At 68.4% G+C, this 25,744-nt stretch carries 23 protein-coding genes; 11 read left to right on the top strand and 12 right to left on the bottom strand.

Annotation, left to right across the window (positions count from 1 at the left end; translation table 11 throughout):
• Positions 1-25: 25 nt before the first annotated feature.
• The 4 genes from VK92_RS03255 to VK92_RS03240 all read right to left on the bottom strand — a co-directional run bounded on the left by VK92_RS03255 (position 26) and on the right by VK92_RS03240 (position 7,033).
• Positions 26-1,054: a MerR family transcriptional regulator gene (locus tag VK92_RS03255; protein WP_048022803.1), complete on the bottom strand. Its 1,029-nt coding sequence runs from the start codon at positions 1,052-1,054 to the stop codon at positions 26-28.
• A 116-nt stretch (positions 1,055-1,170) separates the two neighbouring features.
• Positions 1,171-2,760: an efflux transporter outer membrane subunit gene (locus VK92_RS03250; RefSeq protein WP_048022802.1), complete on the bottom strand. Its 1,590-nt coding sequence runs from the start codon at positions 2,758-2,760 to the stop codon at positions 1,171-1,173.
• A gap of 2 nt (positions 2,761-2,762) precedes the next feature.
• On the bottom strand, positions 2,763-5,927 hold the full coding sequence (locus tag VK92_RS03245; protein WP_021160906.1) for an efflux RND transporter permease subunit: 3,165 nt from the start codon (positions 5,925-5,927) through the stop codon (positions 2,763-2,765).
• Entirely contained in the window at positions 5,924-7,033 is a 1,110-nt protein-coding gene (locus VK92_RS03240) for an efflux RND transporter periplasmic adaptor subunit (protein WP_048022801.1), read from the bottom strand. Before VK92_RS03240 ends, VK92_RS03245 begins: the two co-directional genes overlap by 4 nt.
• A gap of 185 nt (positions 7,034-7,218) precedes the next feature.
• Here VK92_RS03240 and VK92_RS03235 point away from each other — a divergent pair, with 185 nt between their 5' ends.
• Positions 7,219-7,839 (top strand): TetR/AcrR family transcriptional regulator, encoded by a 621-nt coding sequence (locus VK92_RS03235; protein WP_021160908.1) that lies wholly within the window; start codon positions 7,219-7,221, stop codon positions 7,837-7,839.
• Positions 7,840-7,935: 96 nt separating this feature from the next.
• Here the strand turns inward: VK92_RS03235 and VK92_RS03230 are convergent, their stop codons facing one another.
• Together VK92_RS03230 and VK92_RS03225 are read right to left on the bottom strand one after the other, a co-directional pair.
• Positions 7,936-9,669, bottom strand: a complete 1,734-nt coding sequence (locus VK92_RS03230) for a ClcB-like voltage-gated chloride channel protein (RefSeq protein ID WP_197092540.1) — start codon at positions 9,667-9,669, stop codon at positions 7,936-7,938.
• A 103-nt stretch (positions 9,670-9,772) separates the two neighbouring features.
• Positions 9,773-10,840 (bottom strand): YeiH family protein, encoded by a 1,068-nt coding sequence (locus VK92_RS03225; protein WP_048022797.1) that lies wholly within the window; start codon positions 10,838-10,840, stop codon positions 9,773-9,775.
• 112 nt (positions 10,841-10,952) lie between these two features.
• Here VK92_RS03225 and VK92_RS03220 point away from each other — a divergent pair, with 112 nt between their 5' ends.
• The 8 genes from VK92_RS03220 to VK92_RS03185 all read left to right on the top strand — a co-directional run bounded on the left by VK92_RS03220 (position 10,953) and on the right by VK92_RS03185 (position 19,042).
• Entirely contained in the window at positions 10,953-11,846 is an 894-nt protein-coding gene (locus VK92_RS03220) for a LysR family transcriptional regulator (RefSeq protein ID WP_021160912.1), read from the top strand.
• A gap of 173 nt (positions 11,847-12,019) precedes the next feature.
• Complete coding sequence (locus tag VK92_RS03215) at positions 12,020-12,784, top strand: TIM barrel protein (RefSeq protein WP_048022796.1); 765 nt, start codon at positions 12,020-12,022, stop codon at positions 12,782-12,784.
• A gap of 28 nt (positions 12,785-12,812) precedes the next feature.
• Positions 12,813-13,805: a sugar kinase gene (locus VK92_RS03210; RefSeq protein ID WP_048022795.1), complete on the top strand. Its 993-nt coding sequence runs from the start codon at positions 12,813-12,815 to the stop codon at positions 13,803-13,805.
• 249 nt (positions 13,806-14,054) lie between these two features.
• A complete protein-coding gene (locus tag VK92_RS03205; RefSeq protein WP_021160915.1) occupies positions 14,055-15,335 on the top strand; it encodes an MFS transporter in 1,281 nt (426 codons plus the stop codon).
• 5 nt (positions 15,336-15,340) lie between these two features.
• Positions 15,341-16,306: an NAD(P)-dependent oxidoreductase gene (locus tag VK92_RS03200; protein ID WP_048022910.1), complete on the top strand. Its 966-nt coding sequence runs from the start codon at positions 15,341-15,343 to the stop codon at positions 16,304-16,306.
• A gap of 473 nt (positions 16,307-16,779) precedes the next feature.
• Positions 16,780-17,823 carry a LacI family DNA-binding transcriptional regulator gene (locus tag VK92_RS03195; RefSeq protein ID WP_021160918.1) on the top strand — a complete coding sequence of 348 codons (1,044 nt, stop codon included), beginning with the start codon at positions 16,780-16,782 and terminating at the stop codon, positions 17,821-17,823.
• 54 nt (positions 17,824-17,877) lie between these two features.
• Positions 17,878-18,666, top strand: a complete 789-nt coding sequence (locus tag VK92_RS03190) for a YhfC family intramembrane metalloprotease (RefSeq protein ID WP_021160919.1) — start codon at positions 17,878-17,880, stop codon at positions 18,664-18,666.
• Positions 18,667-18,679: 13 nt separating this feature from the next.
• Complete coding sequence (locus VK92_RS03185; protein ID WP_048022794.1) at positions 18,680-19,042, top strand: DUF3022 domain-containing protein; 363 nt, start codon at positions 18,680-18,682, stop codon at positions 19,040-19,042.
• Between the two features lie 33 nt (positions 19,043-19,075).
• Here VK92_RS03185 and VK92_RS03180 read toward each other — a convergent pair whose 3' ends face one another.
• On the bottom strand, positions 19,076-19,507 hold the full coding sequence (locus VK92_RS03180; protein WP_048022793.1) for a PGDYG domain-containing protein: 432 nt from the start codon (positions 19,505-19,507) through the stop codon (positions 19,076-19,078).
• Between the two features lie 142 nt (positions 19,508-19,649).
• On the bottom strand, positions 19,650-20,189 hold the full coding sequence (locus VK92_RS03175) for a Spy/CpxP family protein refolding chaperone (protein ID WP_048022792.1): 540 nt from the start codon (positions 20,187-20,189) through the stop codon (positions 19,650-19,652).
• Positions 20,190-20,444: 255 nt separating this feature from the next.
• Here VK92_RS03175 and VK92_RS03170 point away from each other — a divergent pair, with 255 nt between their 5' ends.
• Entirely contained in the window at positions 20,445-20,909 is a 465-nt protein-coding gene (locus VK92_RS03170; RefSeq protein ID WP_006755043.1) for an Lrp/AsnC family transcriptional regulator, read from the top strand.
• A gap of 3 nt (positions 20,910-20,912) precedes the next feature.
• Here the strand turns inward: VK92_RS03170 and VK92_RS03165 are convergent, their stop codons facing one another.
• The 4 genes from VK92_RS03165 to VK92_RS03150 all read right to left on the bottom strand — a co-directional run bounded on the left by VK92_RS03165 (position 20,913) and on the right by VK92_RS03150 (position 24,326).
• Entirely contained in the window at positions 20,913-22,337 is a 1,425-nt protein-coding gene (locus VK92_RS03165; protein ID WP_048022791.1) for a sensor histidine kinase, read from the bottom strand.
• A complete protein-coding gene (locus VK92_RS03160) occupies positions 22,313-22,978 on the bottom strand; it encodes a response regulator transcription factor (RefSeq protein WP_048022790.1) in 666 nt (221 codons plus the stop codon). The genes VK92_RS03165 and VK92_RS03160 overlap by 25 nt, the downstream gene beginning before the upstream one ends.
• An 80-nt stretch (positions 22,979-23,058) precedes the next feature.
• Positions 23,059-23,496, bottom strand: a complete 438-nt coding sequence (locus tag VK92_RS03155; protein WP_048022789.1) for a hypothetical protein — start codon at positions 23,494-23,496, stop codon at positions 23,059-23,061.
• 47 nt (positions 23,497-23,543) lie between these two features.
• A complete protein-coding gene (locus VK92_RS03150) occupies positions 23,544-24,326 on the bottom strand; it encodes a COG4705 family protein (protein WP_048022787.1) in 783 nt (260 codons plus the stop codon).
• A gap of 249 nt (positions 24,327-24,575) precedes the next feature.
• Between VK92_RS03150 and VK92_RS03145 the strand changes: the two genes are divergently transcribed.
• Positions 24,576-25,676 (top strand): saccharopine dehydrogenase family protein, encoded by a 1,101-nt coding sequence (locus VK92_RS03145; RefSeq protein WP_021160924.1) that lies wholly within the window; start codon positions 24,576-24,578, stop codon positions 25,674-25,676.
• Positions 25,677-25,744 lie beyond the last annotated feature (68 nt).

Raw genomic sequence — 25,744 nt, 5'->3', positions numbered from 1 at the left:
CCGCACCTTCATGCGCTCAACGCGTTCAGCGCGCGGGCGCAAGCTGCGCCATCGCCTCCCGCACGAAACCGATCAGCGTGTCGTCGATCCACGTATCCTGCGTCAATGCAGGCTCGTTCATCAGCGCCGCGCGGAATTTCGCGTGCGTGGCCGGATCGTGGCCGGCATAGCTGCAGAACAGCTCGAGCCAGCGCTGCGCAAGCGCGCGGCCTTCCGGCGAAGCAGGTCGGGTACCCGCATCGATCGCGTCGCGCACGTCGCCCATCAGTTGCGGCCATTCCATCGCGCGTTCGCCGTAGTGCGCGCGCATGAAGCGGATCTCGTCCGGCGCGAGATACTTCTCGAAGATCCGCATCTTGTTTTCGGAAGACGCACGCAGCACATAGTCGCGCAGCGCGGTCGAAATGCCGATCTTCGACTGCATCGCCGGTTCGTGCTCGTGCATCAGGTTCAGCTTCGCCAGCAGCCGCGGGTCGTTGTTCGTGTCGCGCACGAGCAGCGTCATCCAGCGACTGGCGAGCGCACGGGGGCGTTCGTCCTCGGCGGGTACGCCCGCGTCGTGCAGCGCGCGCACTTCGTCGACGAGTGCGATCCATTCGGCGTCGCCCGCCTGGCTTTTCTGGTACATCGGCAGGCGCGCGAGTTCTTCCTCGGAAAAATACTTGTCGTACACGGTCATCAACTCCAGTGTGGTGAGCCAATCGGCCAGCTCCGGCTCCGTGCCCGCGGCGAGCTGCGCATGCAGGCTCACGAGGCGCTCGCGCAGCTGCGCGGTCTGCGCGAGCTGACGGTCGAGCAGCGCGATCTGCTTCGCGACGAGATCGACGAGTGGGGTGCCAGGCTGGTTCAGGTGGTCGCCGATTTCGGTGAGCGACAGGCCGAAGCGACGCAGCGCCTGGATCTGGTGGAGCCGGGCGATGTCGTGGCGGTCGTACAGCCGGTAGCCGTTGTCGGCGCGCGCCGAAGGCGTCAGCAGACCGATCGCGTGATAGTGATGAAGCGTGCGGACGGTCAGCCCGCTGCGTTTCGCCAGTTCTCCCACTTTCAGTCGCATTCGTTCCTCCGTTCGGTACGCGCACTGGAGTCTCGAACGTTACGCTACGTGAGGGTCAAGCGGAAGATGGGGAGGCGTGCGCGCGGGATTCCGCGCGCACGCGATGGCGGGCCGGCTTATTGCGGTGAAGGCGGTGAAGGCGGCGTGTCGGTGGCGGCAGTATCGGCGGTGGCGGCGCGCGCTTGCTGGCCGATTGCGCCGTCGGCGGCTGTGTCGCCGGCCTTGCCGGACGGCCCGCCCTTGTCGACCGGCGGCGTGCCCATCGCCTGGTAGAGCCGCGCGGTATCCGCGAACCGCGCGCCGGTCGCGCGGATCTCGTCGAGCCGTGCATTGCGATACTGCAGCTCGCTGGCGCGCGCGGCCGACGGCGGCAGCGCGCCGAGCCGCACGCGGGCCGCCGCGTCGTCGTACGCGCCCCGCGCGGACAGCGCGGCGCGCGACGACGCGTCGAGCGCTTCCGCATCGTGCTCGAGCGCCGCGAGCGAATCGGCGACGTTCTGGAACGCGCCGAGCACGGCCTGCTTGTACTGGTCGACGGCGGCCTCGTAAGTCGCCTTCGCCGCGCGGCGCTGGGCGAGCAGCGCGCCGCCGTGGAAGATCGGCTGGCTCAGCGACGCGCCGACGTTCCAGATCGCGCCGGCGCCCGACAGCATCGCCGGCCAGCTGAAGCCGCCTTTGCCCATCGCGGCCGACAACGACAGCTGCGGGAACATCTGCGCGGTCGCGAGGCCGACTTCGGCCGCGGCCGCCTTCAGCCCCGCGTCGGCGGCCTGGATGTCCGGGCGGCTTTGCAGCAGGTCCGACGGCACGACGACGGGCACCTGTTCGGGCAGGTGCAGATCGGCGAGCGTGAGATCGGCCGGCGGCCGGTCGGGCGTGCGGCCGACCAGCACCGCGAGCGCATGGCGGGCCGAGTCGCGCTGCTGGCGCAGCGCGGGCAGGCTCGCCGCGAACGTGTCGGCGCTTTGCCGCGCGTTCAGCGCGTCGCTGCGCGAGGCGGAACCGAGTGCGTAGCGGCGTTCGGCATCGTGCGCCTGGTCGTTGGCGAGGGCGACGAGCCGCTCGGTCGTGTTGATCTGCGCATTCAGCACCGACACCGTGATCGATGCGGTGACGATGTTCGCGGCCAGCGCGCGCCGCGCGGATTCGAGCTGGAACGCGCTGACGTCGACGCGTCGCGCCAGCGCGCGGTTCGCGAAACGCGACGCGCCGAACAGGTCGATCGTGTAGCTCGCCTGCAGCTGGCCGACGAACGTGTCGTACAGCAGCGTCGGCGCGCCGAGCGCGGGGATCGGCACGCCGAGCGCACGCTGGCGCGTGGCCTGTCCGCCCGCGTCGATCGACGGCAGCATCGAGCTGCCGATCTGCCCGCGCAGCTGTTCGCGCGCGGCATCGAGCGAGTGCGATGCCGCACTGAGCGTCGGGCTGTTGCGCAGCCCTTCGTCGACGAGCGCGTTCAGCGCATCGGAGCGGTACTGCTTCCACCAGTCGGGCACCGGCTGTGCGCCGACCTCGAACTGCTGCGCGACGCCTTGCGCGGACACGGTCTGCTGCACTTGCGGCGTGGTGCCGTAGTGCGCGGGCGACGGCATCGCGGGCGGCTCGCCGCTCGGCGCGAACCAGGCGCAGCCCGCGAGCGGGCCGGCGAGGCTCGCGACGGCGAGTGCCCGCACGGCTTTCGTTTTCAGGTTCATCGATCGATCCATGGTCAGGCTCCCGACGGTGCGGCCGGCGTGCTGCCGCCGGGCGGCGGGCCGTTCTGCGGGTCGCGTTCGTCGCGCTTCACGCGGAACCACGTCGCATACAGCGCGGGCAGGTAGAACAGCGTCAGCACGGTCGCGCTCGTGATGCCGCCCATCAGCGCGGTCGCCATCGGCCCGAAGAAGTTCGAGCGCAACAGCGGGATCAGCGCGAGCACGGCGGCCGCGGCCGTCAGCGTGATCGGGCGGAACCGCCGCACGGTCGCGCCGATGATCGCGTCGACGCGGCCGTGGCCGGCGGCGATGTCCTGTTCGATCTGGTCGACGAGGATCACCGAGTTGCGCATGATGATCCCGAACATCGCGATCACGCCGAGCATCGCGACGAAGCCGAACGGCTGGCCGAACATCAGCAGCGTGGCGACCACGCCGATCAGCCCGAGCGGCGCGGTCAGCACGACCATCAGCACGCGCGAGAAGCTCTGCAGCTGGATCATCAGCAGCGTGAACACGGCGATCGCCATCAGCGGCATCTGCGCATTGATCGATTTCTGCGCCTTCGCGCTTTCCTCGACCGAGCCACCGATGTTGATCTGGTAGCCGACCGGCAACTGCGCGCGCAATGCGTTCAGCTTCGCGTCGACCGCATGCGTGACGTCGATGCCCTGCGCGCCGGCGCGTACGTCCGACTGCACGGTGATGGTCGGCTGGCGGTCGCGCTCCCACACGACGCCGTATTCGAGCGTCGGCTTGAAGCGGCCGAGCGAGCCGAGCGGCACCGGGCCGTTCGGGGTCGGCAGCGCGAGGCCGGCGAGCTTCGCGGGGTCGACGCGATCGGCCTTCGGCGCGCGCAGGTCGACCGCGATCAGCTTGTCGCGTTCGCGGTACTGCGTGACGGTCGTGCCGGACAGCGTCATCGCGAGGAAGCTCGAGACGTCCTGCGACGTGACGTTCAGTTCGCGCGCCTTCTTCTGGTCGATCTCGAAGCGCACCGAGCGCTCGGCCGGCTCGTCCCAGTCGAACTGCACGTTGACCGTGCGCGCGTCGCCGCGCATCGTCGCCGCGACCTTCTCGGCGATCGAGCGGACCGTCGCGATGCTGTCGCCGCTCACGCGGAACTGCACCGGGTAGCCGACCGGCGGGCCGTTCTCGAGCCGCGACAGCCGCCAGCGCACGGCCGGGAACTGCTCGCGCAGCGTGGTTTCGAGCCAGGTGGCGAGCTTCTCGCGATCCTTCACCGATTTCGCGGTGATCACGAACTGCGCGAAGTTCGGCAACTGAAGCTGCTGGTCGAGCGGCAGGTAGAAGCGCGGTGCGCCGCTGCCGACGAAGCTCACCGAATGATCGATCTCGGGGCGCTTGTCGATCACTTTCTCGAGGCGCTCGGTCTCGCGCAGCGTCGCCGCGAACGACGCGCCTTCGGGCAGCCGCAGGTCGACGAGCAGCTCGGGGCGATCGGAACTCGGGAAGAACTGCTGCGGCACGAGCGAAAAGCCCATCATTGCCACGACGAACAGGGCGCCCGTGATCAGCAGCACGACGAAGCGCCGCTCGATGCACCAGTCGATCCAGCCGCGCAGGCGGCGGTAGAAGCGCGTGTCGTAGATGTCGTGCTCGTGATCGTCGGGCAGGTGCGCCTCGTGCGCCTGCCGCTTGCGCTCGGGCAGCATGTGGTAGCCGAGCAGCGGAATCAGCACGACGGCCGCGAACCACGACGCGATCAGCGCGATGGCCGACACCTCGAAGATCGAGCGCGTGTATTCGCCGGTGCTCGATTTCGCGAGCGCGATCGGCAGGAAGCCCGACACGGTGACGAGCGTGCCGGTCAGCATCGGGAACGCGGTGCTCGTATAGGCGAACGCGGCGGCGCGTGCGCGGGTGTAGCCCTGTTCGAGCTTCACGGCCATCATCTCGACCGCGATGATCGCGTCGTCGACGAGCAGCCCGAGCGCGAGCACGAGCGTGCCGAGCGACACCTTGTGCAGCCCGATGTCGAACAGGTACATGAAGAGGGCGGTGACCGCGAGCACGACCGGAATCGAGATCACGACCACCATCCCGGTGCGCAGGCCGAGCGACACGAGGCTCACGACCAGCACGATCGCGACCGCTTCGGCGACGGCTTCGAGGAAGTCGTCCACCGAATGCGCGACCGCGTGCGGCATGCTCGACACCTCGACCAGCTTGAGGCCGGCCGGCAGTTGCGCCTGCAGGTCCTTCGATTCGGCGTCGAGCGCCTTGCCGAGCCGGATCACGTCGCCGCCCGGCTGCATCGTCACGCCGATGCCGAGCACGGCCTTGCCGGCCGAACCTGGACCGGCCGCACGCATCTGCGTGACGACCGGGTCGTCGTAGCCGCGCTTCACGGTCGCGAGATCGCCGAGCCGGAACGTGCGGCCGTTGATGCGGATCAGCGTATCGGCGATCGCATTGACGTTGTCGAACTGGCCGCTCGGCCGCACGAACACGCGATCGTCGGCGGTCGTCAGTACGCCGGCCGACGAGATGTCGTTCTGCGCGTTGATTGCCTGGCCGAGCTGCTGCGGCGAGATGCCGAGGCGCGTGAGCTGCGCGTTGTTCACCTCGATGAAGATCCGCTGGTCGGGGTCGCCGAAATAGTCGACCTTGCCCACGCCCGGCACGCGCAGCAGCACGGTGCGCAACTGATCGGCGTAGTCGTGCAGTTGCGCGGGCGTGAAGCCGTCGCCCTCGAGCGTCCAGATGTTGGTGTAGACGTCGCCGAATTCGTCGTTGAAGAACGGGCCCTGCACGCCGGGCGGCAGCGTATAGCCGATGTCGCCGACCTTCTTGCGGATCTGGTACCAGGTCTCGGGCACGTCCTTTACGGGCGCCGAATCCTTCATCGTGAAAAAGATCAGCGATTCGCCGGGGCGCGAATAGCTGCGCAGGAAGTCGATGGCCGGCGTTTCCTGCAGCTTGCGGCCGATCCGGTCGGTCACCTGTTCCTGCACCTGCCGCGCAGTCGCGCCGGGCCAGAACGTGCGGATCACCATCACGCGGAACGTGAACGGCGGGTCTTCGGACTGCGCGAGCCGCGTGTACGCGAGGATGCCCGCGAGCGTCGCGAGCGCGATCAGGTAGACGACGAGCGCCTGGTGGCGCAGCGCCCATGCAGACAGGTTGAACCGGCCTTCTTCGTGCGGAGTGCTCACGATGCGAAGTCCTCCGGATGCAGCGGCGCGATCGCGCGTACCTTCTCACCCGCGCTGACCGTGTGCACGCCCTGCAACACGACGCGCTCGCCGGGCTGCAGCCCGTGCGACACCGTCACCGTGCGCTCGTTGAAGCGCGCGACGTCGACGCGGCGCAGCTCGAGCGTGTCGTCCTTCGTGCGCACGACCCACACGGCCGGCTGCGCGCCGTCATGGAACAGCGCGGTCGCGGGCAGCGTGATCGACGGCGTGTCGCCGGCGGCCGGTGCGCCGTCGAACGCGACGCTGGCCGTCATCCCGAGCCGGATCGCCGGATCGGGCGCGGCGAGCGTGAGCTTCACGCGATACGTGCGGCTTTGCGGATCGGCGGCCGGCGCGATTTCGCGCACCTTCGCCGCGAACTGGCGGCCAGGCAGCGACGGCAGCGTGACGCTGGCCGCGTGGCCGGGCGTGAGCGATGCAAGCGCGGCTTCGGGCACGTCGCTGACGACGTCGACGTCGCCGGACCACGCGAGCTGGTAGACGGGCTGGCCGGCCGACACGTTCTGGCCGGTGTCGGCCTGTTCGGCGGTGATGTAGCCCGCGTGATCGGCGACGAGCGTCGCGTAGCGAAGCTGGTTCCGGGCGAGCGCGAGCTGCTGCTGCGCCTGGTCGCGCTGCGCGAGCGCCGACGTGTAGCTGTTCTCGGTCTGTTCGAGCTGGGCGGTCGCGATCAGGTTTTCGCGCGCCTGTGCGCGGTCGCGGTCGAGCTGCTGCTTCGCGAACGCGAGGCTGTGCGTCGCGGCGTCGAGTTGCGCCTGTGCGCTCGCGGCGTTCTTCTCGACGTCGGACGGATCGAGCAGCGCGACGACCTGGCCGACCTTGACCGTATCGCCGAGACGCACCTTGCGCTCGATGATCTTGCCGGCGATGCGGAACGACAGCGGGGTGGCATAACGCGGCTGGATCTCGCCGGGGAGCGTGCGGGCGACCGCGGCGTCGTCGGCATGCGCGGGCAGTGCGACGACGGGGCGCGGGGCGGGCGGCGCGGATTCTTTTGGATGACAGGCGGCGAGGACGAGCGCGGTGCCGACCAGCAGCACGGCGCGGGAACCGGAGCGATTCACGAAACCCCCAAGTGAGGTGAGAGCGAGAGCGGAACGAAGGCGGCAAGCGCGGCCTGCGCTTGCCCCGAGCGGCGCCGACAGAGGCGCGCGGACAGCATTTTCAGAAACTGTGGCGAATTCTAATACACACCTGTATCTGAGTGCAAAGATGAATTTGAAAGGGAATCGATGCTAGACTGCGCGCCATGAAACCACAGCGCTTAACCCGCGAGCAGAGCAGGGATCAGACGCGCGAACGTCTGCTGAATGCCGCGCATCGCATTTTTCTGAAGAAAGGCTTTGTGGCCGCGAGCGTCGAGGACATCGCGGCCGCGGCCGGCTATACGCGCGGCGCGTTCTACTCGAATTTCCGCAGCAAGTCGGAACTCCTGCTGGAGTTGCTGGAGCGCAACCATGCGCTGGTGCAGGCCGATTTCCAGGCGATCTTCGACGAGGGCGGGTCGCGCGAACAGATGGAATCGATGACGCTCGCGCATTACCGCACGCTGTTCGCCGACGACGAATTCTCGTTGCTGTGGGGCGAGGCGAAGCTGCAGGCCGCGCGTGACGCGAAGTTCCGCGTGCGCTTCAACCAGTTCCTGCACGCCAAGCGCGTGCAGATGGCCGAGTTCATCCGGCGCTTCTCCGAGCGCTCCGGCACGCCACTGCTGTTGCCGGCGGAGACGCTCGCGTTCGGGCTGATGTGCCTGTGCGACGGCGTGCAGTCGTATTACGCGGCCGATCCGCAGCACGTGCCGGCCGACGTGGCCGAGTCGGTGCTCGCGGGGTTCTTCGCGCGTGTCGTGCTCGGGCGCGCGCCCGACTGACGCGGCAGCGGATTCGTCGTGCCGCGTGCGATGCGCGGCAAAGGCGGGGTGCGATGAAGCATGCGGCATGCGCCGTGCCTCATCGCGTCGTGCGAATCAGCGCTCGCCGGTCATCCGCCGGTACGCGTCGAGCAGCGACGTCTTGTAGACCACCCCGGCGAGCGTCGGCTCGGCTTCGCTTTCGATCACCGGCAGGCGTTCGCCCTGGAACGCCATGAAGCGTTCGAGCGCGGTGGCGAGCGGCATGTCGGGCGTCAGGAGCGGAAACGGCGTGTGCGCGTAATGCGCGGCCGTCTTGTCGGTCGTGTCGCGCTTGTCGAGCAGGTCCGACGTGATGTCCTTCAGCGCGACCGCGCCGCGAAACCGCCCGGCATCATCGGTGACGTACAGGTACTTCACCGGATATTCGAGAAACACGCGCGTCATGTCGGCGACGCTCGCCGTGAGCGGCACGACCGTCTGCGCGGGCTGGATCAGCTCGCGCATCTGCGTGGTGCGCAGCCGCAGCTTCTCCTGCGCGTCCTGGTAATGGTGCTGCGTGATCTCGTACATCGACGTCGTGCCGGTCGCGCGCGCGACGAAATACGCGAATACGCACGACACCAGCAGCGGCAACACGACCTGATAACTCAGCGTCATCTCGAAGATCATCAGGATCGCCATCAGCGGCGCCTGCGTGGCGCCCGCCATGAACGCACCCATCCCGACGATCGCGTACGCGAAGTACGCCGACGTATGGCCGGGCCACAGCGCTTCCATCGCGAGCCCGAACAGCGAACCGAACACCGCGCCGACGAACAGCGTCGGCGTGAACACGCCGCCGATCGCACCCGAGCCGACCGTGGCCGAGGTTGCGATGACCTTGAACACGAGCACCGCGACCAGCGCCTGCCAGGTCCATGGCGAATGCAGGATCTGGTTGACGACGCTGTAGCCGTTGCCCCATACGTCCGGCGTCCACACCGAGATCACGCCGACGACGAGGCCGCCGAGCGCGAGCCGCACCGGCAGCGGCACCGGCAGCCGCTTGAACTGGTTCTTCGACGCGTCGAGCAGGTGCAGGAACTGCGGCGCGAGCACGCCGCACAGCGCGCCGAGCACGACGAACAGGAGCACCTCGGGGCCGGTGACGGCCGGAAACACCGGCATCTCGTACGGCGGCTTGTAGCCGGCGAATTCGCGCATCACGATGTTCGCGACGACCGATGCGACGACCATCGGCCCGAAGCTTTCCATCGCGATCGTGCCGAGCACGATTTCCGACACGAAGAACGCGCCGGCGATCGGCGCGTTGTAGGCGGACGTGATGCCGGCGGCGGCCCCGCAGGCGACCAGCAGGCGCAGGCGCGGCGGGTCGAAATGCACGAAGCGGCCGACGAGCGACGCGGCGAGCGCCGCGAGCTGCACCATCGGGCCTTCGCGGCCGATCGAGCCGCCGGAGCCGATCGTCAGCAGCGACGACACGCTGCGCCACAGGCTCTGCCGTACCGGCACGACGCCGTTGCCGAGCGCGACCGATTCCATGTAGTCGGTATTGCCCGCCTTCCTGTCGCCGCGCGTCGCGAGCAGCAGCACGCAGCCGGCGAGGAAGCCGCCCGCGGCCGGCATCCAGAACCGCACGTACCACGGCAGGCGTTTCGCCATCTGCACGAAGCTGCCGCTTTGCCCGGAGATCAGGTGCTGCATCAGGTCGATGCCTTCGCGGAACGCCATCGTGGCAAAGGCGCCGCCGACGCCGACGATGGCCGACCAGATCAGCATCGTATGGGCGTCCGACAGGCGGAACAGCTTTTGGGCGCGAGTGCGCAGCTTCAGCAGGAACGAGAGCACGGCTGAAAGAGGGCGAAGGAAAACGACGCGAAGCATAGCACTGCGCCGCGCCCGCGGGACCATCCCGGCGGGCGCGGCGCGCGACGTGTCACGGGCGGGCAACTCAGCCAAGCCAGTGCTGCACGGCCCACGTGATCCCGTAGCCGCCGGCGATCAGCCACACGTACAGGATCAGGCCGGTCATCAGCGCGCGCGGGCCGGCGGCGCGGATCTGCGCCACGCGGGTTTCGATGCCGAGCGCGGTCATGGCCATCGTCAGCGCGAAGGTGTCGAGCACGTTCAGCGTGTGCGTGACGTCCGTCGGCAGCACGTTCAGCGAATTGACGATCACGAAGCCGAGGAACCCGAGCGCGAACCAGGGTACCGCCACCTTGCGCTTGCCTTGCGCGCCGCCGGCCGTTGCGCGGGCCGAGCGGGCGAGCCACCAGCCGAGCACCAGCAGCACCGGCACCAGCAGCATCACGCGCGTCATCTTGACGATCGTCGCGATGTGCGCGACCTGCGGGCTGATGTCGCTCGCCGCGCCGACCACCTGCGCGACCTCGTGGATCGTGCCGCCGAAGAACAGGCCCAGGCCGGCCGGGTCGAGGTTCAGCAGACCGGCGTGATAGGCGATCGGGTACAGGAACATCGACAGCGTGCCGAACAGCACGACGCTGCCCACGGCCATCGCGCTCTGGTGCGGCTTCGACTGCAGCGTCGACTCGAACGCGAGCACGGCGGCCGCGCCGCAGATCGCGCTGCCGGCGGCGGTCAGCAGCGCGGAATCGCGGTCGAGCTTCATCAGCTTCATGCCCGCCCAGGTGCCGATCGCGAGCGTGCTGACGACGACGAGGACCGACACCGTCAGGCCCGGCAGCCCGACCTGCGCGATTTCCTGCAGGCTCACGCGCAACCCGAAGAACGCGACCGCGATGCGCAGCAGCTTGCGCGCGGAGAAATTGACGCCGGCCGCCCAGCTCGCCGGCATGCCGTCGCGCAGCGCGTTGCCGTACAGCGCACCGGCGACGATGCCGACGATCAGCGGCGACAGGCCGAGCCCCGCGATCGCGGGAAGCTGGGACAGGCTCGTGACGGCGGCGGCGAACAGCGCGACGAACAGCACGCCGTTCAACTGGCCGCGCATCGACGGCGCGGCATGGTTGAGATGGGGAGTCGGGGCAGTGGACATGGAAGCACCGTGATGGAGCGTGTTGCGATGGTGTAATCCTAATTTCGTTATATCGATATGAAAAATTGTGATTTGTGACGTAAACTATCCGGAAATCCGATAATTTATCCCCATGACCCCGGATCAACTGATAACGTTCGCCGCCGTCGCCGAACACCTGAACATCAGCCACGCCGCCGTGGCGCTGCATCTGTCGCAGCCGGCCGTGTCGGGCCAGTTGCGGCTGCTGCAGGACGAATTCGGCGAGCCGCTGTACCAGCGCGAAGGGCGCGGCATCCGCCTGACGCCGGTCGGCGAACAGCTCGCGCAGTACGCGAAGGCGCAACGCGACACGTTCGCGCAGGCGCGCGCGTTTCGCGACGCGGTGCGCGGCCTGGAAGCCGGCACGCTGCGCATCGGCGCGAGCACGACACCCGCGAGCTACCTGCTGCCTTACCTGATCGCGGCGTTCCAGCCGCGCGCCCCGCGCGTGGCGATCCACACGATGAGCGGCAATACGGCCGACGTGGTCGCGGCGCTGCCGTCGCTCGACATCGCGATGATCGAAGGGCCGCCCGGCGAGGCGCTGCCGCCGGGCACCGCGGTGCACGCGTGGCGCGAGGACGAGATCGTCGCGATCGTGCCGACCGGGCATCCGCTGGCCGCGCCCGAATACGCGCCGGGCGTCACGCTCGACGCGCTGGCGGCCCATCCGCTCGTCCTGCGCGAGGCGGGCTCCGCCGTGCGGCAACTCGTCGAGCGCGCGTTCGCGCAAGGCGCGGCGCCGATGCGGGTCGCATTCGAGATCGCGGGTGTCGAGGCCGTGAAGGAAGCCGTGCGTGCCGGGATGGGCGTCGGGTTCGTGTCCGCGATGTCGCTGCGTCACGACGATGCCGCGCTCGTCCTGCGCTCGCTCGCGCCCGCGCCGCTCACGCGTCACTTCTCCATCCTCGTGCCGCACGGCGGTGCGCCGTCGCGGGTCGCCGCACAATTCCTCGACATGAGCCTCGCGCACGATATCGCCTGAACCTCGCCTGAACGGCCGAAGCCGGCCCGGGCATGCGTGATGCGTGCCGTCGGAACGTGCGTCCGCGCGATGCCCCAACTTAGGGATTTCCTCTATGGCGTGGGTTCGAGGCGAAGCGCACCATCCGTCTCAAGTAGATGGAACCGGTTCCATTCCGGGGAAAAGAGGGCTAAATGACAGACATCGTGATCGTGGCGAGCGCATTCGGGATGGACCGCGTGCGTCAGGAGGGCCACGGCGCATTCGTCGCGACCGCGGCGGCATCGGGTGCGACCGGTTTCGAGGTGCGGCGCGAACTGTTCGCGTCGGAAGCGGACGCCGCACCCGGCGCGCTCGCCGCGCTGGGTGCGCTACTGGCCGGCCACGGGCTGTGGTCGGTCTATTCGACGCCGGCCAACCTGTACACGGAAACGGGCGCGCTCGATGCGGACGCATTGCGCGGCGCGCTCGCGGAAGCCGACGCGCTCGGCGCGCGCTTCGTGAAATTCCAGCTCGGCGGCTTCGCCGGCGACGCGCACGCGGCCGACATCGTCGCGCTGTCGCGCGACGCGAAGGCTCGCGTGGTGGTCGAGAACGGCCAGCTTCCGGTCGGCGGCGCGCTCGCGCAGTTCCGCGGGCTGTTCGATGCATTGGCCGCCGCGGGCATGCCCGATGCGCTCGGGATGACGTTCGACATCGGCAACTGGCAGTGGCCCGGCGAGGCGCCGCTTGATTGCGCGCAAGTGCTCGCATCCCATGTGGAATACATTCACTGCAAGGCCGTCGAGGGCGAGGGCGCGCGCCGTTTCGCCGCCGCGCCGGCGCCGAACGACCCGCTCGTGACCGGCGTGCTCGCGGTGCTGCCGCAGCAGGCGCCGCGCGGCATCGAGTTTCCGTTCGACGCGACCGACCTGGCGGGCGATGCGTGCCGGCGTGTCGCGTGGCTCGCAACCGCGTGACGGCGGAAGGATCCTGGAGAGTTCATTCATGAAAGCACCACTCGATGTCGTGACCTACGGCGAAGCGATGGCGATGTTCGTCGCGACCGAGCCCGGTCATCTCGCGCATGCGGCGCAATTCGCGAAGCGGATCGCGGGCGCCGACCTGAACGTCGCGATCGGCCTGTCGCGGCTCGGCTTCCGGGTCGGCTGGATGAGCCGCGTCGGCCGCGATTCGTTCGGCGGCTACGTGCTCGACACGCTGGCGCGCGAGGGCATCGACGCATCGTGCGTGACCGTCGATCCGCGCTACCCGACCGGCTTTCAGCTCAAGTCGCGCAACGACGACGGCAGCGACCCGACCGTCGAGTATTTCCGCAAGGGCTCGGCCGCGAGCCACCTGTCGTGCGACGACTACGTGGCCGACTACGTGCTCGGCGCGCGCCACCTGCACCTGACGGGCGTCGCGCCGGCGATCTCCGCGACGTCGTGCGAGCTCACGTTCAAGCTGGCGCGCGAAATGCGCGCGGCCGGCAAGACGATCTCGTTCGACCCGAACCTGCGCCCGACGCTGTGGCCGTCTGTCGACGTGATGGCGAAGACGCTGAATGCACTCGCGTCGCTCGCCGACTGGGTGCTGCCGGGCATCGCCGAGGGGCGGCAACTGACCGGGCACGACACGCCGGCCGATATCGCGGGCTTCTATCTCGCGCAAGGCGCGCGTGGTGTGGTGATCAAGCTCGGTGCCGAAGGTGCGTATTACCGGACGGCTGACGGCCGTGACGGAACGGTGGCGGGCGAGCGTGTGCGGAACGTCGTCGACACGGTCGGCGCCGGTGACGGCTTCGCGGTCGGCGTGGTCAGCGCGCTGCTGGAAGGGAAGACGATCGAACAGGCAGTGGCGCGCGGCAACCGCATCGGTGCGCTCGCGATCCAGGTGATCGGCGACTCGGAAGGGCTGCCGACCCGTGCCGCGCTCGATCGATTCGAAAACGTCACCAATCACGCCGATCGCTTAGAGGAAACCTTCACCGCGCAATGAGAGGCCGGACACGGCACAATCCGCGGACTCATTTAGTCGTGCATGTATGGGATCGGAGTAAGCGTTAAAGCACTAACTCTGGTCGACCGCGAAGCATGGGATCGGAGTAAGGGCTGAAGCGCGAACTCTGATCGACCGCGAAGCATGGGACCAGAGTAAGTGCTAAAGCGCCAACTCTGGTCGACCGCGAAGCATGGGATCGGAGTAAGCGCTAAAGCGCTAACTCCGATCGACACAGGAGACATTCTGATGGCCAATACACTCGCTGCCCGCCGCTGGTGGACGATCATGCCGATCGTCTTCATCACCTACAGCCTCGCCTACCTCGATCGCGCGAACTATGGGTTCGCCGCCGCAGCCGGCATCAACCAGGACCTCGGGATCAGCAAAGGCCTGTCGTCGCTGATCGGCGCGCTGTTCTTCCTCGGCTACTTCTTCTTCCAGATCCCCGGCGCAATCTATGCGGAACGCCGCAGCGTGAAGAAGCTCGTGTTCGTCAGCCTCATCCTGTGGGGCGCCTGCGCGGCGCTCACGGGCGTCGTCAGCAACATCCCGTCGCTGATGGCGATCCGCTTCGTGCTCGGCGTCGTCGAGGCGGCCGTGATGCCGGCGATGCTGATCTACATCAGCAACTGGTTCACGAAGAACGAACGCTCACGCGCGAACACGTTCCTGATCCTCGGCAACCCGGTTACCGTGCTGTGGATGTCGATCGTCTCGGGTTATCTCGTGCACGAATTCGGCTGGCGCCACATGTTCATCGCCGAAGGCGTGCCGGCCGTCCTCTGGGCCGTGTGCTGGTGGTTCCTCGTGCAGGACAAGCCGGCCGATTCGCCGTGGCTCAACGCACAGGAAAAACGCGACCTCGACGCCGCGCTCGCGGCCGAGCAGGCGGCGATCAAGCCCGTGCGCAACTATGGCGAGGCATTCCGCTCGCCGGCCGTGATCAAGCTGTGCGCACAGTACTTCTGCTGGAGCATCGGCGTGTACGGCTTCGTGCTGTGGCTGCCGTCGATCGTCAAGAACGGCTCCGACCTCGGGATGGTCGCGACCGGCTGGCTGTCCGCGCTGCCGTATCTCGCCGCGACGATCGCGATGCTCGCCGCGTCGTGGGCGTCCGACAAGGTCGGTTCCCGCCGTGGCTTCGTATGGCCATTCCTGCTGATCGGCGCGGCCGCGTTCGCCGCATCGTACGCACTCGGCTCGTCGCATTTCTGGATCTCGTATGCGCTGCTGGTCGTGGCGGGCGCCGCCATGTACGCGCCGTACGGCCCGTTCTTCGCGATCGTGCCGGAACTGCTGCCGAAGAACGTCGCCGGCGGCGCGATGGCGCTGATCAACAGCATGGGCGCGCTCGGCTCGTTCGTCGGCTCGTACTTCGTCGGCTACCTGAACGGCGCGACCGGCTCGCCCGTCGCGTCGTACGCGTTCATGAGCGCCGCGCTCGTCGCCGCGGTGATCCTCACGCTGTCCGTCAAACCCCAGGCGCCCGATACGCATCCGCTCGCGGCGCCGCTGCAAGGAAAATGAACCAGATGAAGCCCCGTATCGTCGCGTACAAGCCGCTGCCCGATGACGTCCTCGCGTACCTGCGCGAGCATGCGGACGTCGTGCAGGCCGACGGTGCCGCAGCCCTCGCCGATGCGCTCGGCGACGCGGACGGCGCGATCGGCGCGAGCCTGAAGGTCACGCCGGACCTGCTCGACCGCGCACCGCGGCTGAAGGCGTGGTCGACGATATCGGTCGGCTACGACAACTTCGACGTCGCGGATCTCACGCGGCGCGGGATCGTGCTCGCGCATACGCCGGACGTGCTGACCGAATCGACCGCCGATACGGTGTTCTCGCTGATCCTCGCGTCCGCGCGACGCGTGGTCGAGCTGGCCGAGTGGGTGAAGGCAGGCCACTGGCATCGCAGCATCGGCCCCGACCTGTACGGCACCGACGTGCAGGGCAAGACGCTCGGCATCGTCGGGCTCGGGCGGATCGGTGGCGCGGTCGCGCGCCGCGCGGCGCTCGGCTTCCGGATGCAGGTGCTGTACGCGAACCGTTCCGCGCATGCGGAAGCTGAAACGCAGTACGGCGCACGGCGCGTGACGCTCGACGAACTGCTCGCGCAAGCGGATTTCGTGTGCCTGCAGGTGCCGCTGTCGCCCCAAACGCACCACCTGATCGGCGCGGCCGAATTCGCGAAGATGAAGCGCGGCGCGATCCTGATCAACGCATCGCGCGGGCCGGTGGTCGACGAAGCCGCGCTGATCGATGCGCTGCGCGCGGGTACGATCCGCGGCGCGGGGCTCGACGTGTTCGAGAAGGAACCGCTGGCCGCGGATTCGCCGCTGCTGCAGATGAAGAATGTCGTCGCGCTGCCGCATATCGGCTCGGCGACGCACGAGACGCGCCACGCGATGGCGCGCTGCGCCGCGGAAAACCTGGTCGGCGCGCTGGCCGGCACGCTGCGCACGAATCTCGTCAATCCGGATGCGCTCGCGCGCGCCTGAGCCGCGGCGGGTAACGGGCCACCACGAGCAGGTGCCCGCCCGGCGGGCGGGCGCCTTCGTTAGAGTCGATGGTCTTGGTGCCGGAGGGCTGGCTGCGTTATGATCCCCGCGCGTCGTATCGACGGCACGGCAGCGCTGCCGGCGGCGTCCAGCGACGGGTATCCGCGCCGGGTCCGGTGCGGCCGGCTGCTTGTGCACGTGACCGGGGCGGGTGCCGACGCGCCGACGCGGATCGACCGCGAAGCATGGGATCCGTGTAAGCGGTGAAGGGCGGACGCGGATCGACCGCGAAGCGTGGGATCCGCGTAAGCGGTGAAGGGCGGACGCGGATCGACCGCGAAGCATGGGATCCGCGTAAGCGCTGAAGCGCTAACGCGGATCGACAGGAGATTCCACCGGGTGGCTTACGTTTCCAACAACAAAGATCCGTCTGCTCACGAAGCGGCGCGGATCGAACGTCGCGAGGCACGACAGTGACCGATTCGCAACCAACCACAACGCGTCCGGCGACGATCAGCGATGTCGCGCGCGAAGCCGGCACCGGCAAAACCAGCGTGTCGCGCTACCTGAACGGCGAGACGCACGTGCTGTCCACCGATCTGCGCCAGCGGATCGAAGCGGCAATCGCGCGGCTCAACTACCGGCCGAACCAGATGGCGCGCGGGCTCAAGCGCGGCCGCAACCGGCTGCTCGGCATGCTCGCGGCCGACCTGACCAATCCCTATACCGTCGAAGTGCTGCAAGGCGTCGAGGCTGCCTGCCAGGCGCTCGGCTACATGCCGCTGATCTGTCACGCGGCGAACGAAGTCGAGATGGAACGCCGCTTCCTGCAGCTGCTCACGACCTACCGCGTCGAAGGGCTGATCGTCAACGCGCTCGGCGCCGATGAGGACGTGCTGCGCCCGCTGCGCGGGGCCGGCATCCCGGCGGTGCTCGTCGACCGGACCGTCGAGGGCTTCGAGGCCGACCTGATCGGCCTCGACAACGCCGACGCGATCGAGACGGCACTCGCGCACCTGGTCGAACACGGTTTCGACGCGATCCATTTCGTCGTGCAGCCGTTCGAGCGCGTCAGCTCGCGGCGCCTGCGCGAGGCCGCATTCCGCGCGGCACTCGGCGCGCGCGGGCTGACGGTGCCGTCGACGGTCGTGCTCGACCTGAACGAGCCCGATGCGACCGCGACGGCGCTCGCCGACATCGATGCCCGCATCGACGACGCGGCACGGCGCGGCGTGCGCGCGGCGCTGTTCGCCGCGAACGCGCCGGTCGCGCTTGCAATCGCGCGCCACCTGCGCGCGCGTTTCGGCGCCGCGTGGCAACAGAAGGCGGCGCTGCTGTCGATCGACGATCCGGAATGGGCCGAGCTGATCGGTATCACGACGATCCGGCAGCCGACCTACGAAATCGGCTACAAGGCCGTCGAATTCGTGCACGAGCGGATCGACGGCGCAGCGGGCGACGTACGCGTCTCGCTGTTGCCCGGCGAGCTGGTTGTGCGCGCGTCGACCGCAAGCTGAGTATCATTCGGGGCACGCAGCGCGTCAGGTGCGCTGCCCCGAACAAGGAAATACATGACTGTCGCCCCCGTCACGCTGGCGGTGCTGATCGCCGCCACGCTGATCATCGCGCTCCTGCCGCTCGTCCTCTTCCGTATCCTGCGCAAGCCGCTTGCGCTGAACCGCCGCGACACGATCGTCGGCGTGGCCGTCTTCACGCTGTTCGCGATGATCCTCGAGCGCGCATTCCACGGGCTCGTGCTGAGCCGGACGCCGCCCGACGGCTGGCTCACGCAGCCGCTCGCGTTCGTCGCGTACAGCGCGCTTGCGACCGCCGTGTTCGAGGAAGCCGGTCGTTATCTCGGGATGCGTTTCCTGAACCGCCGCTACGGCGCGTCGGCCGGCGACAGCCGCGGAATCGGCTACGGGATCGGCCACGGCGGCGCCGAAGCGTGGTTCGTCGGCGTACTCGTGTGGGGCCAGTGGTCGTATCTCGCGTGGCTCGCGAGCCGCGGCCAGCTGGAGACCCAGCTCGCCGACCTGCCGGGCGATACCGTCGTGCGGCTGCACGTGATGCTCGCGACGCTGTCGGCACAGTCGATCCTGCTGTTGCTGCTCGAACGCTGCGCGGCGTTCGTGCTGCAGCTTGCGCTGTCGGTGCTGGTCTGGCGCGGCGTGCGCGCCGGCCGCGCGGGCGTGTTGCCGCTCGCGATCGTGCTGCATGCGCTGGCAGCCGCGCCGGCGCTGCTGTATCAGGTGCGCGTGCTGCCGGCCGGCTGGGTCGAGGCCGCGTATTTCGTGCTGGCCGCGCTTCTGGTCGTCGTGCTGGTGAAGACCTGCCGGCCGTCGCAATCGGCAGCCTGACGGGAGAGACGGGATGGACGACTATCTGATCGAATGCCAGAGCGCGGAATTCGACGCGCTCGCACGCGTGATCTGCGATCTCTTTCCGGAGCAGACGCGGTTCGCCGAAAGCAGCGACGCGCGCGGGCGGTTCCTGTCCGTGCACTGGCTCGCGATGCGTTTCGGCGCGACGCCGAAGCGGATGACGCTCGATATCCGCATCGTGCCGGCGGCATTCGCGCGCTATCTGGCGCTCAAGCCGATGCAGCGCGCGCGCAGCCATGCGGTGCTGCATGCGTATACGGAAGCGATGCTCGGGTCGCTCGAGGAGCGCCACGCGGCCGGCGAGGCCGTCGAGCGGGACGCCGAACTCGAGCTCGATGAAGACTTTGCGTGATCGTTCGCGCCGGCGCGATGCCGGCGCGCCGCGTCACGCGTCGCGGTAGACCTGCGCGAAGCGCTGCGCCTGCACGACACCGTAGTCGCCGGGCGCGTATTGCATCACCCAGTCGCCTGCGACGCCGCGCAGCGTGTCGCCGTTTTCCGAGCGGGCGATCGTGAACGGCTCGTCCATCCGGCGGGCGAGCACGACGGCCGGCCGGTTCCGGTAGGCGCCCGGCGCACCGTGTACGAGTGCCGGATCGGCGGGCAGGTATTTGGCGTCGAAGCGCGCGCGCGACACGACCCAGCGGTCGCCGGTGGAGCCCGTGATCAGCGCGTCGCCCGCCACATAGCGGTTCGGGCCTTCGAGGCTCATCAGTTCGCCGTCGGCGTCCGCGAAGGAAACGGCGACGGTTTCGTCCTTGACGACGCGACGGGCCTGCGGATCGGTACGCAGGTCGATGTGCTTGAGTTCGAGCATGGCGGGGAAGTGCGGGAAAAGCCGGGAGCTTATCCCGAATCCGGCGCGCCGTGTGACGCGCCGGTCGCCTGTAGCGGTGCCGTTCGGCCCGGACGGACCGTATACGGTGCCGGCGGTGCCGGCGGCGCCGGCAGGGCGGGCGTCAGGGCTGCGCGGGTGCGCTGGCGGCCGGCGCGGCTGCCGCCTTGCCTTCCTTGCCCTTCGTCTTGCCCTTGCCACGATGCTCGCCGCCGTGGTGCAGCCAGCTGCGGAACGTCGTGTCGGCCAGTGCCTTCTGGTCGGCCGGGAAACTCTCGTAGAGCGGTGCGAAGGCGTCGGCGAGCTTCTTCGCGCCGTCGGCGTTCGCCTGCGACAGTTCCGCGTACTGCTTCATGTCGTCGAGTGCGGAGACGTCGTGCTTCGCCATCCGTTCGCGATAGAGGCGGCCCATCGTGTCGCCGTTGTCGCGCATCGTGTCCGCGAACGTCTTCCACTGCGGTTCCTGCGCCGACGTGATCTTCAGCTGGTCGTGCAGGTACTTGATGCGCTGCTCGACACGCGCTTCGTGGCGCGCCTCGCGCTGCTCGGCGCTCGGGGCCGACGCCGCGGCCGTCGTGGCGGGGGCCTGCGGCTGCGCCGGGGTTTGTGCGAACGCGCTGGCTGCAACGGCGAGCGTAGCGAGGGTGAGCGAGATTTTCTTCATGGTTGGCTCTCCGGGGTGGTGTCTGGCGAGCGGGCGCGGCGGCAATTGCCGCAAGCGCGCATCTCGCGTCGCCTGCTATTAGTAGCACGTCGAGTGCGGCGCAGCAGTGAATGCGACACTTGCTTACATCCGATACGAATCGAAATTGAAAGGTTCGAATCGGTTCCGGGCGATGCCGTTTGGGCGGGCCGGCGTTCGGCGCTATCATCGCGTCACCTTTCACTCAGCCGGCGCGTCGTGCCCCGGCCCAGCCTCATGCGTCCACCCCGTCTCGACCAACTCGACGATCTCGACCGGCAACTCGTCGCGCTGCTGCAGGCCGATGCGCGCGCCAGCGTCGCGGATCTCGCGCGCCAGCTCGACGTCGCGCGCACGACGGTCGTCGCACGCATCGCGCGGCTCGAACGGACCAACGTGATCGCCGGCTACAGCGTCCGGCTCGGGCAGGACGTGCTCGACGCGAGCATTTACGCGTATGTCGGCATCATCCTCACGCCGAAGTTCGGCAAGGACGTGTTGCGCAGGCTCGACCGGATGCCCGAGGTGCAGCTGCTGTGCGCGGTGAGCGGCGAGTACGACTACGTCGCATGGCTGCGCGCCGATTCTCCCGAACGGCTCAACGACCTGCTCGACCAGATCGGCACGCTCGAAGGCGTCGAGCGCACGACGACGTCGATCATCCTGTCGCGCAAGATCGATCGCGGGACGATCGGCGGCTGACGTTCAGGCGCGGCCACCGCCGCGCCGTGAGTGTTGCGCCGGGGTATCGGCCCGGCGGTCGGGCTGCGCCGCGCCGGGCGGCCGCGCGAGCGGAATCCGTACCGAGATGCGCAACCCGCGCGATTGCGCTTCATCCGCATACGCGAGCGCAATGTCGGCACCCATCCGGTCCGCGACGATCTTCACGATCGACAGGCCGAGCCCGGAGCCGATCTGCGCGTTGCCGGGCACGCGGTAGAACGGGTCGAACACGCGTTCGCGTTCGTGCGGCGCGATGCCCGGCCCGGTGTCGGCGATCGTCACGCATACGTGCGTGTCCGTGCATTGCGTCGACAGGTCCACGCGTCCGCCCGGCGGCGTGTAGCGGATCGCGTTGTCGACCAGGTTCATCACGAGCGATACGAGTTCGAGTTCGTCGACGGGCACGTGCGTGTCCGGGCCGTCTTCGATGCCGATGTCGATGGTTTTCGCATCGGCGAGCGGCATCAGGTCTTCCAGCACGCGCCGATAGATCGCATGCACCGACACGTCGCCGGGCGGCGCGGCCGGCGCGTTTTGCGCTCGCGCGAGCGCGAGCAGTTGACCGATCAGGTGGCGGCTGCGGTCGAGGCCGCCGCGCAGCGCGGCGAGCCGTGCGCGCGCATCGTCCGGCAGGTCGGCCTCGGCGAGGCGCTCGGCCTGCAGCGACATCGCCGTGAGCGGCGAGCGCAGTTCGTGCGCGGCGTCGGCGACGAAGCGGCGCTGCGCGGCGACCGACTGCGCGACGCGCCCGAGCATCCGGTTGATCGCGACGACGAACGGCCGCACTTCGACCGGCACGTGCTCGGCCGGCACCGGGCGCAGGTCGTGCTCGTCGCGCGCATCGATGCCGGCGGACAGCACGGCGACCGGGCGAAACAGCTTGCGCACGAGATCGGCGACGAGCAACAGCAGGATCGGGACGAGGAGCAGCAGCGGCAGCGCGGTGCGCCACGCGCTTTCGCGTGCGACGTCGTCGCGCAAGCCGGCTTCCTGCGCGACCGCGATGCGTTCGCCGTTCGCGAAGGTGCGGACCATCACGCGATACGTGCTGCCGCCGGCATCGACCGTATGCAGCCCGTCGGCGAGCGTCGGTGTCAGCGCGAGCCGCGGTGCGCCGTCGCTGCCCGGTTGCGGTGTGCCGCCGAGCGGCTGCACGAACACGCGCGACAGTTCGTCGCTTTCGCGTGCATGCCCGGTACCGTCGGCATGGAGCGACGGCGCGCGCTCGCGGTCGAGCAGTGTCGCGACCTCGCGCAGCACGTCGTCCTGCAGTTCGTGCGCTTCATCGAATGCCGATGAAAACGCGAACGCGGCCGCGGCGGTCGCGACGGCCAGGATCGCGGCCGACAGCGCGACCGACAGGCGCAAGCCGATCGACTCGCTCAGGCGCTTCTTGAAACCATCCATCCCGCACCCCTGACGTTCTTGATCACGGTGCTGCCGAGCTTGCGGCGCAGCGAATGGATCAGGAATTCGACCGCATTGCTTTCGACTTCCTCGCCCCAGCCGTACAGGCGATCCTCGAGCTCGCGCCGCGACAGGATCGCGCCCGGGCGCACCAGCAACGCGCGCAGCAGCGAGAATTCGCGATTCGACAGCGGCACCGGCGCTTGCCCGTCGACGGCGGCCTCGCGCGAGGCTGGATCGAGCGACACGATTCCGTTGCTCAGCAGCGGCGCGGCCGAACCGGCCCGGCGCCGGATCGCGACGCGAATCCGCGCGAGCAGCTCGGCCATCTCGAACGGCTTCACGATGTAGTCGTCGGCGCCGCCGTCGAGGCCGGCCAGGCGATCGTCGAGCCCGTCGCGGGCGGTGACGATCAGCAGCGGCGCGCTGGCGTCCTTCGCGCGGATGGCGGCCAGCACGTCGAGCCCGTCGCGGCAGGGCAGGCCGAGATCGAGCAGGACCAGGTCGTAGGGCTGAGCGGCGAACGCGGTCAACGCGCGCACGCCGTCGGTGACCCAGTCGGTGGCGTACGACGCGTCCTTCAGCGCGGCATGGACGGCCTCGCCGATCATCGGGTCGTCTTCGACGAGCAGTATTCGCATGCGTGTTCTCCGTGCTGTGCAAACGCCGCCAGCGTATGCGATTCCCGCACGGGCGTCACGCGGCACGCACGCTGCGATCCTTATTTGCCGCTGAACCGGTCGACGACCGCGAGCAGGCTCTTCATCGCGGCGGCCGAATCGGCCTGGGTCGGATGGTCGGCTCGCAGGGCGGAAAGCGCGCGGTCGATCTCCTGGTCGACCGTGTGCCAGTCGGCGGCCGCGCGCGGCTTGAGGCCGGCCTCGGCCGAGTCCCACGCGATCTCGAGATCCTTGATGCGCGTTTTCGCGCCGGGCAGGTCGCCCTTGGCGACGAGCGTGTTCACGTCGACGGCGATCGTGCGGAACTGCGACAAGTCGCCGAGCTTCGATGCGCGGGCCGCGGCAGGCGATGCGGCGGCCGACGCGGCCACCGGAGTCGCTGCGTTTGCATCCTGCTGCTTCGAGCAGCCGGCGGCGGCCAGCAGGGCAATCGTGGCCGCGGCCACGGCGAGGCGGGAAACGGGATGGTGAATGCGCATGGGGTGTCCTCGATTCAATGAACGGAAAAGACGGAAAGGAAAGGGCGTCATTCGGCGGTACCGGCGCGCGTGCGCGGACTGCTGCCGAATTGCGCGACGGCGACGAGCAGCACGATCACGGTCAGGAACAGCAGGCTCGTCCAGGCGGCGCCGAAGCCGAGCCCGCCATAGGTGCGGGCCTGCGTGAGCAGGTCGCCGAGCGATGCGCCGAACGGGCGCGTCAGGATGTACGCGATCCAGAACGCGAGCACCGCGTTGGCGCCCAGCCGCCACATCACGAACACGGCCGCGATCAAGCCGCCGAAGCACAGCGCGCCGAGCGTGAAGCCGAGCCCGAGCGCCTCGGTCGCGAGATCGCCCGCGGCGGTGCCCAGCGCGAACGTGCAGAGGATCGCGGCCCAGTAGAACAGCTCGCGCCGCGGCGTCACGATGGTGTCGATCGACAGCGTGCCTTCGACGCGATGCCACACGAAGAAGATCGCGGCGAGCGCGACGGCAAACGCGGCGGTGCTCGCATAGAGGCTGACGTTCAGGCCGTCGGTGAGCAGGTCGGTGATCTGCGTGCCGACGATGCTGACCAGCACCACCGTGAGCCAGTAGATCCACGGCACGTAGCGGCGCGTGCGTAACTGCAGCCACAGCGCGATCGCGAGCAGCGACGCCATCGCGACGCGGGTGACGGTCTGGCCGAGGCCCGCGTTGACCGCGAGAAAGTCCGCGCCGGTTTCGCCGACCGTGGTCGACATGATCTTGATGATCCAGAACGACAGCGCGACGTCGGGCACCTTGTTCAGCCAGTGCGGCGTGCGATGGACAGGCAGTGATTGCATGCGATGCCTCCTTGGAAATCGGGTGGTCGGCATGCAGTCTGAAACGGAAGACTTAGGCCAGCCATAGCGAGGCCGGCAGCGGGCAAAAGGCGTCATTTCGACGTTTCGACGAAAAGTGTAGTCGAAACGTCGAAATTATCGGTCGTTTCGCATCATTCTTCGTCTTGGAACTGATTTTGCGCGTCCCTAAACTGTGTTCATGGCTCAACGCCGTCCACTACATCAAACCCATCATCAGGAGATAAGCGCATGAAAATCGCCATCGTCGGCGCAGGTCTGATCGGCCACACCATTGCTCACATGCTGCGTGAAACGGGCGACTACGAAGTCGTCGCGTTCGACCGCGATGCGGATGCGCTCGCGAAGCTGTCGCGCGAAGGCATCGCGACGCAACGGGTCGATTCGGCCGACGCCAACGCGATTCGCGAAGCAGTGAAGGGTTTCGATGCGCTCGTCAATGCGCTGCCTTATTACCTCGCGGTCAACGTTGCCGCCGCCGCGAAGGCTGCCGGTGTCCACTACTTCGACCTGACCGAAGACGTGCGCGCGACCCACGCGATCCGCGAGCTGGCCGAAGGCTCCGACCGTGCGTTCATGCCGCAGTGCGGCCTCGCACCGGGCTTCATCGGTCTCGCCGCGCATGAACTGGTGAACGGCTTCACCGAAGTGCGCGACGTGAAGATGCGCGTCGGCGCGTTGCCCGAGTATCCGACCAACGCGCTGAAGTACAACCTGACGTGGAGCGTCGACGGCCTGATCAACGAATACTGCCAGCCGTGCGAAGCGATCCGCGACGGTCGCAAGCAGTGGGTGCAGCCGCTCGAAGGCCTCGAGCACTTCTCGCTGGACGGTACCGAATACGAAGCGTTCAACACGTCGGGCGGCCTCGGCACGCTGTGCGAAACGCTGTCGGGCAAGGTCGAGACGCTCGACTACAAGTCGGTGCGCTATCCGGGCCACCGCGATCTCGTGCAGTTCCTGCTCGAGGACCTGCGCCTGTCGACCGACCGCGACACGCTGAAGTCGATCATGCGCCGCGCGGTACCGTCGACGAAGCAGGACGTCGTGCTGGTGTTCATCACCGTGACGGGCGTGAAGGACGGCCAGCTGGTGCAGGACGTGTTCACGCGCAAGATCTTCGCGAAGGACGTGTGCGGGATGCACATGAGCGCGATCCAGATCACGACGGCCGGCGCGATGTGCGCGGTGCTGGATCTGTTCCGCGAGAAGAAGCTGCCGCAAAGCGGTTTCATCCCGCAGGAAAAGGTGTCGCTGAAGGCGTTCCTGTCGAACCGCTTCGGCAAGCTGTACGAAGGCGGCACGATGGAGCGCGTGCACGCGGTGGCCTGACCGTCCGCCAGCCTCAGGCACGAGGGCCGTACGACGCCGGGAGCGCAGCAGCGCTTCCGGCGTTGTTT

It is taken from the genome of Burkholderia sp. LK4 (assembly GCF_001043615.1).
In the GTDB taxonomy this organism is placed as follows: Bacteria; Pseudomonadota; Gammaproteobacteria; order Burkholderiales; family Burkholderiaceae; genus Burkholderia; species Burkholderia cepacia.
Note: the sequence above shows the minus strand (reverse complement) of the source record. Positions and strands in the feature narration are given on the sequence as shown.

Bases quoted from the DNA above. Each gene is read 5' to 3' on its own strand.
- VK92_RS03255 (WP_048022803.1), bottom strand. From the start codon at position 1,054: ATGCGACTGAAAGTGGGAGAACTGGCGAAACGCAGCGGGCTGACCGTC.
- VK92_RS03250 (WP_048022802.1), bottom strand. From the start codon at position 2,760: ATGGATCGATCGATGAACCTGAAAACGAAAGCCGTGCGGGCACTCGCC.
- VK92_RS03235 (WP_021160908.1), top strand. From the start codon at position 7,219: ATGAAACCACAGCGCTTAACCCGCGAGCAGAGCAGGGATCAGACGCGC.
- VK92_RS03225 (WP_048022797.1), bottom strand. From the start codon at position 10,840: ATGTCCACTGCCCCGACTCCCCATCTCAACCATGCCGCGCCGTCGATG.
- VK92_RS03220 (WP_021160912.1), top strand. From the start codon at position 10,953: ATGACCCCGGATCAACTGATAACGTTCGCCGCCGTCGCCGAACACCTG.
- VK92_RS03215 (WP_048022796.1), top strand. From the start codon at position 12,020: ATGACAGACATCGTGATCGTGGCGAGCGCATTCGGGATGGACCGCGTG.
- VK92_RS03210 (WP_048022795.1), top strand. From the start codon at position 12,813: ATGAAAGCACCACTCGATGTCGTGACCTACGGCGAAGCGATGGCGATG.
- VK92_RS03205 (WP_021160915.1), top strand. From the start codon at position 14,055: ATGGCCAATACACTCGCTGCCCGCCGCTGGTGGACGATCATGCCGATC.
- VK92_RS03200 (WP_048022910.1), top strand. From the start codon at position 15,341: ATGAAGCCCCGTATCGTCGCGTACAAGCCGCTGCCCGATGACGTCCTC.
- VK92_RS03190 (WP_021160919.1), top strand. From the start codon at position 17,878: ATGACTGTCGCCCCCGTCACGCTGGCGGTGCTGATCGCCGCCACGCTG.
- VK92_RS03185 (WP_048022794.1), top strand. From the start codon at position 18,680: ATGGACGACTATCTGATCGAATGCCAGAGCGCGGAATTCGACGCGCTC.
- VK92_RS03180 (WP_048022793.1), bottom strand. From the start codon at position 19,507: ATGCTCGAACTCAAGCACATCGACCTGCGTACCGATCCGCAGGCCCGT.
- VK92_RS03175 (WP_048022792.1), bottom strand. From the start codon at position 20,189: ATGAAGAAAATCTCGCTCACCCTCGCTACGCTCGCCGTTGCAGCCAGC.
- VK92_RS03170 (WP_006755043.1), top strand. From the start codon at position 20,445: ATGCGTCCACCCCGTCTCGACCAACTCGACGATCTCGACCGGCAACTC.
- VK92_RS03165 (WP_048022791.1), bottom strand. From the start codon at position 22,337: ATGGATGGTTTCAAGAAGCGCCTGAGCGAGTCGATCGGCTTGCGCCTG.
- VK92_RS03160 (WP_048022790.1), bottom strand. From the start codon at position 22,978: ATGCGAATACTGCTCGTCGAAGACGACCCGATGATCGGCGAGGCCGTC.
- VK92_RS03155 (WP_048022789.1), bottom strand. From the start codon at position 23,496: ATGCGCATTCACCATCCCGTTTCCCGCCTCGCCGTGGCCGCGGCCACG.
- VK92_RS03150 (WP_048022787.1), bottom strand. From the start codon at position 24,326: ATGCAATCACTGCCTGTCCATCGCACGCCGCACTGGCTGAACAAGGTG.
- VK92_RS03145 (WP_021160924.1), top strand. From the start codon at position 24,576: ATGAAAATCGCCATCGTCGGCGCAGGTCTGATCGGCCACACCATTGCT.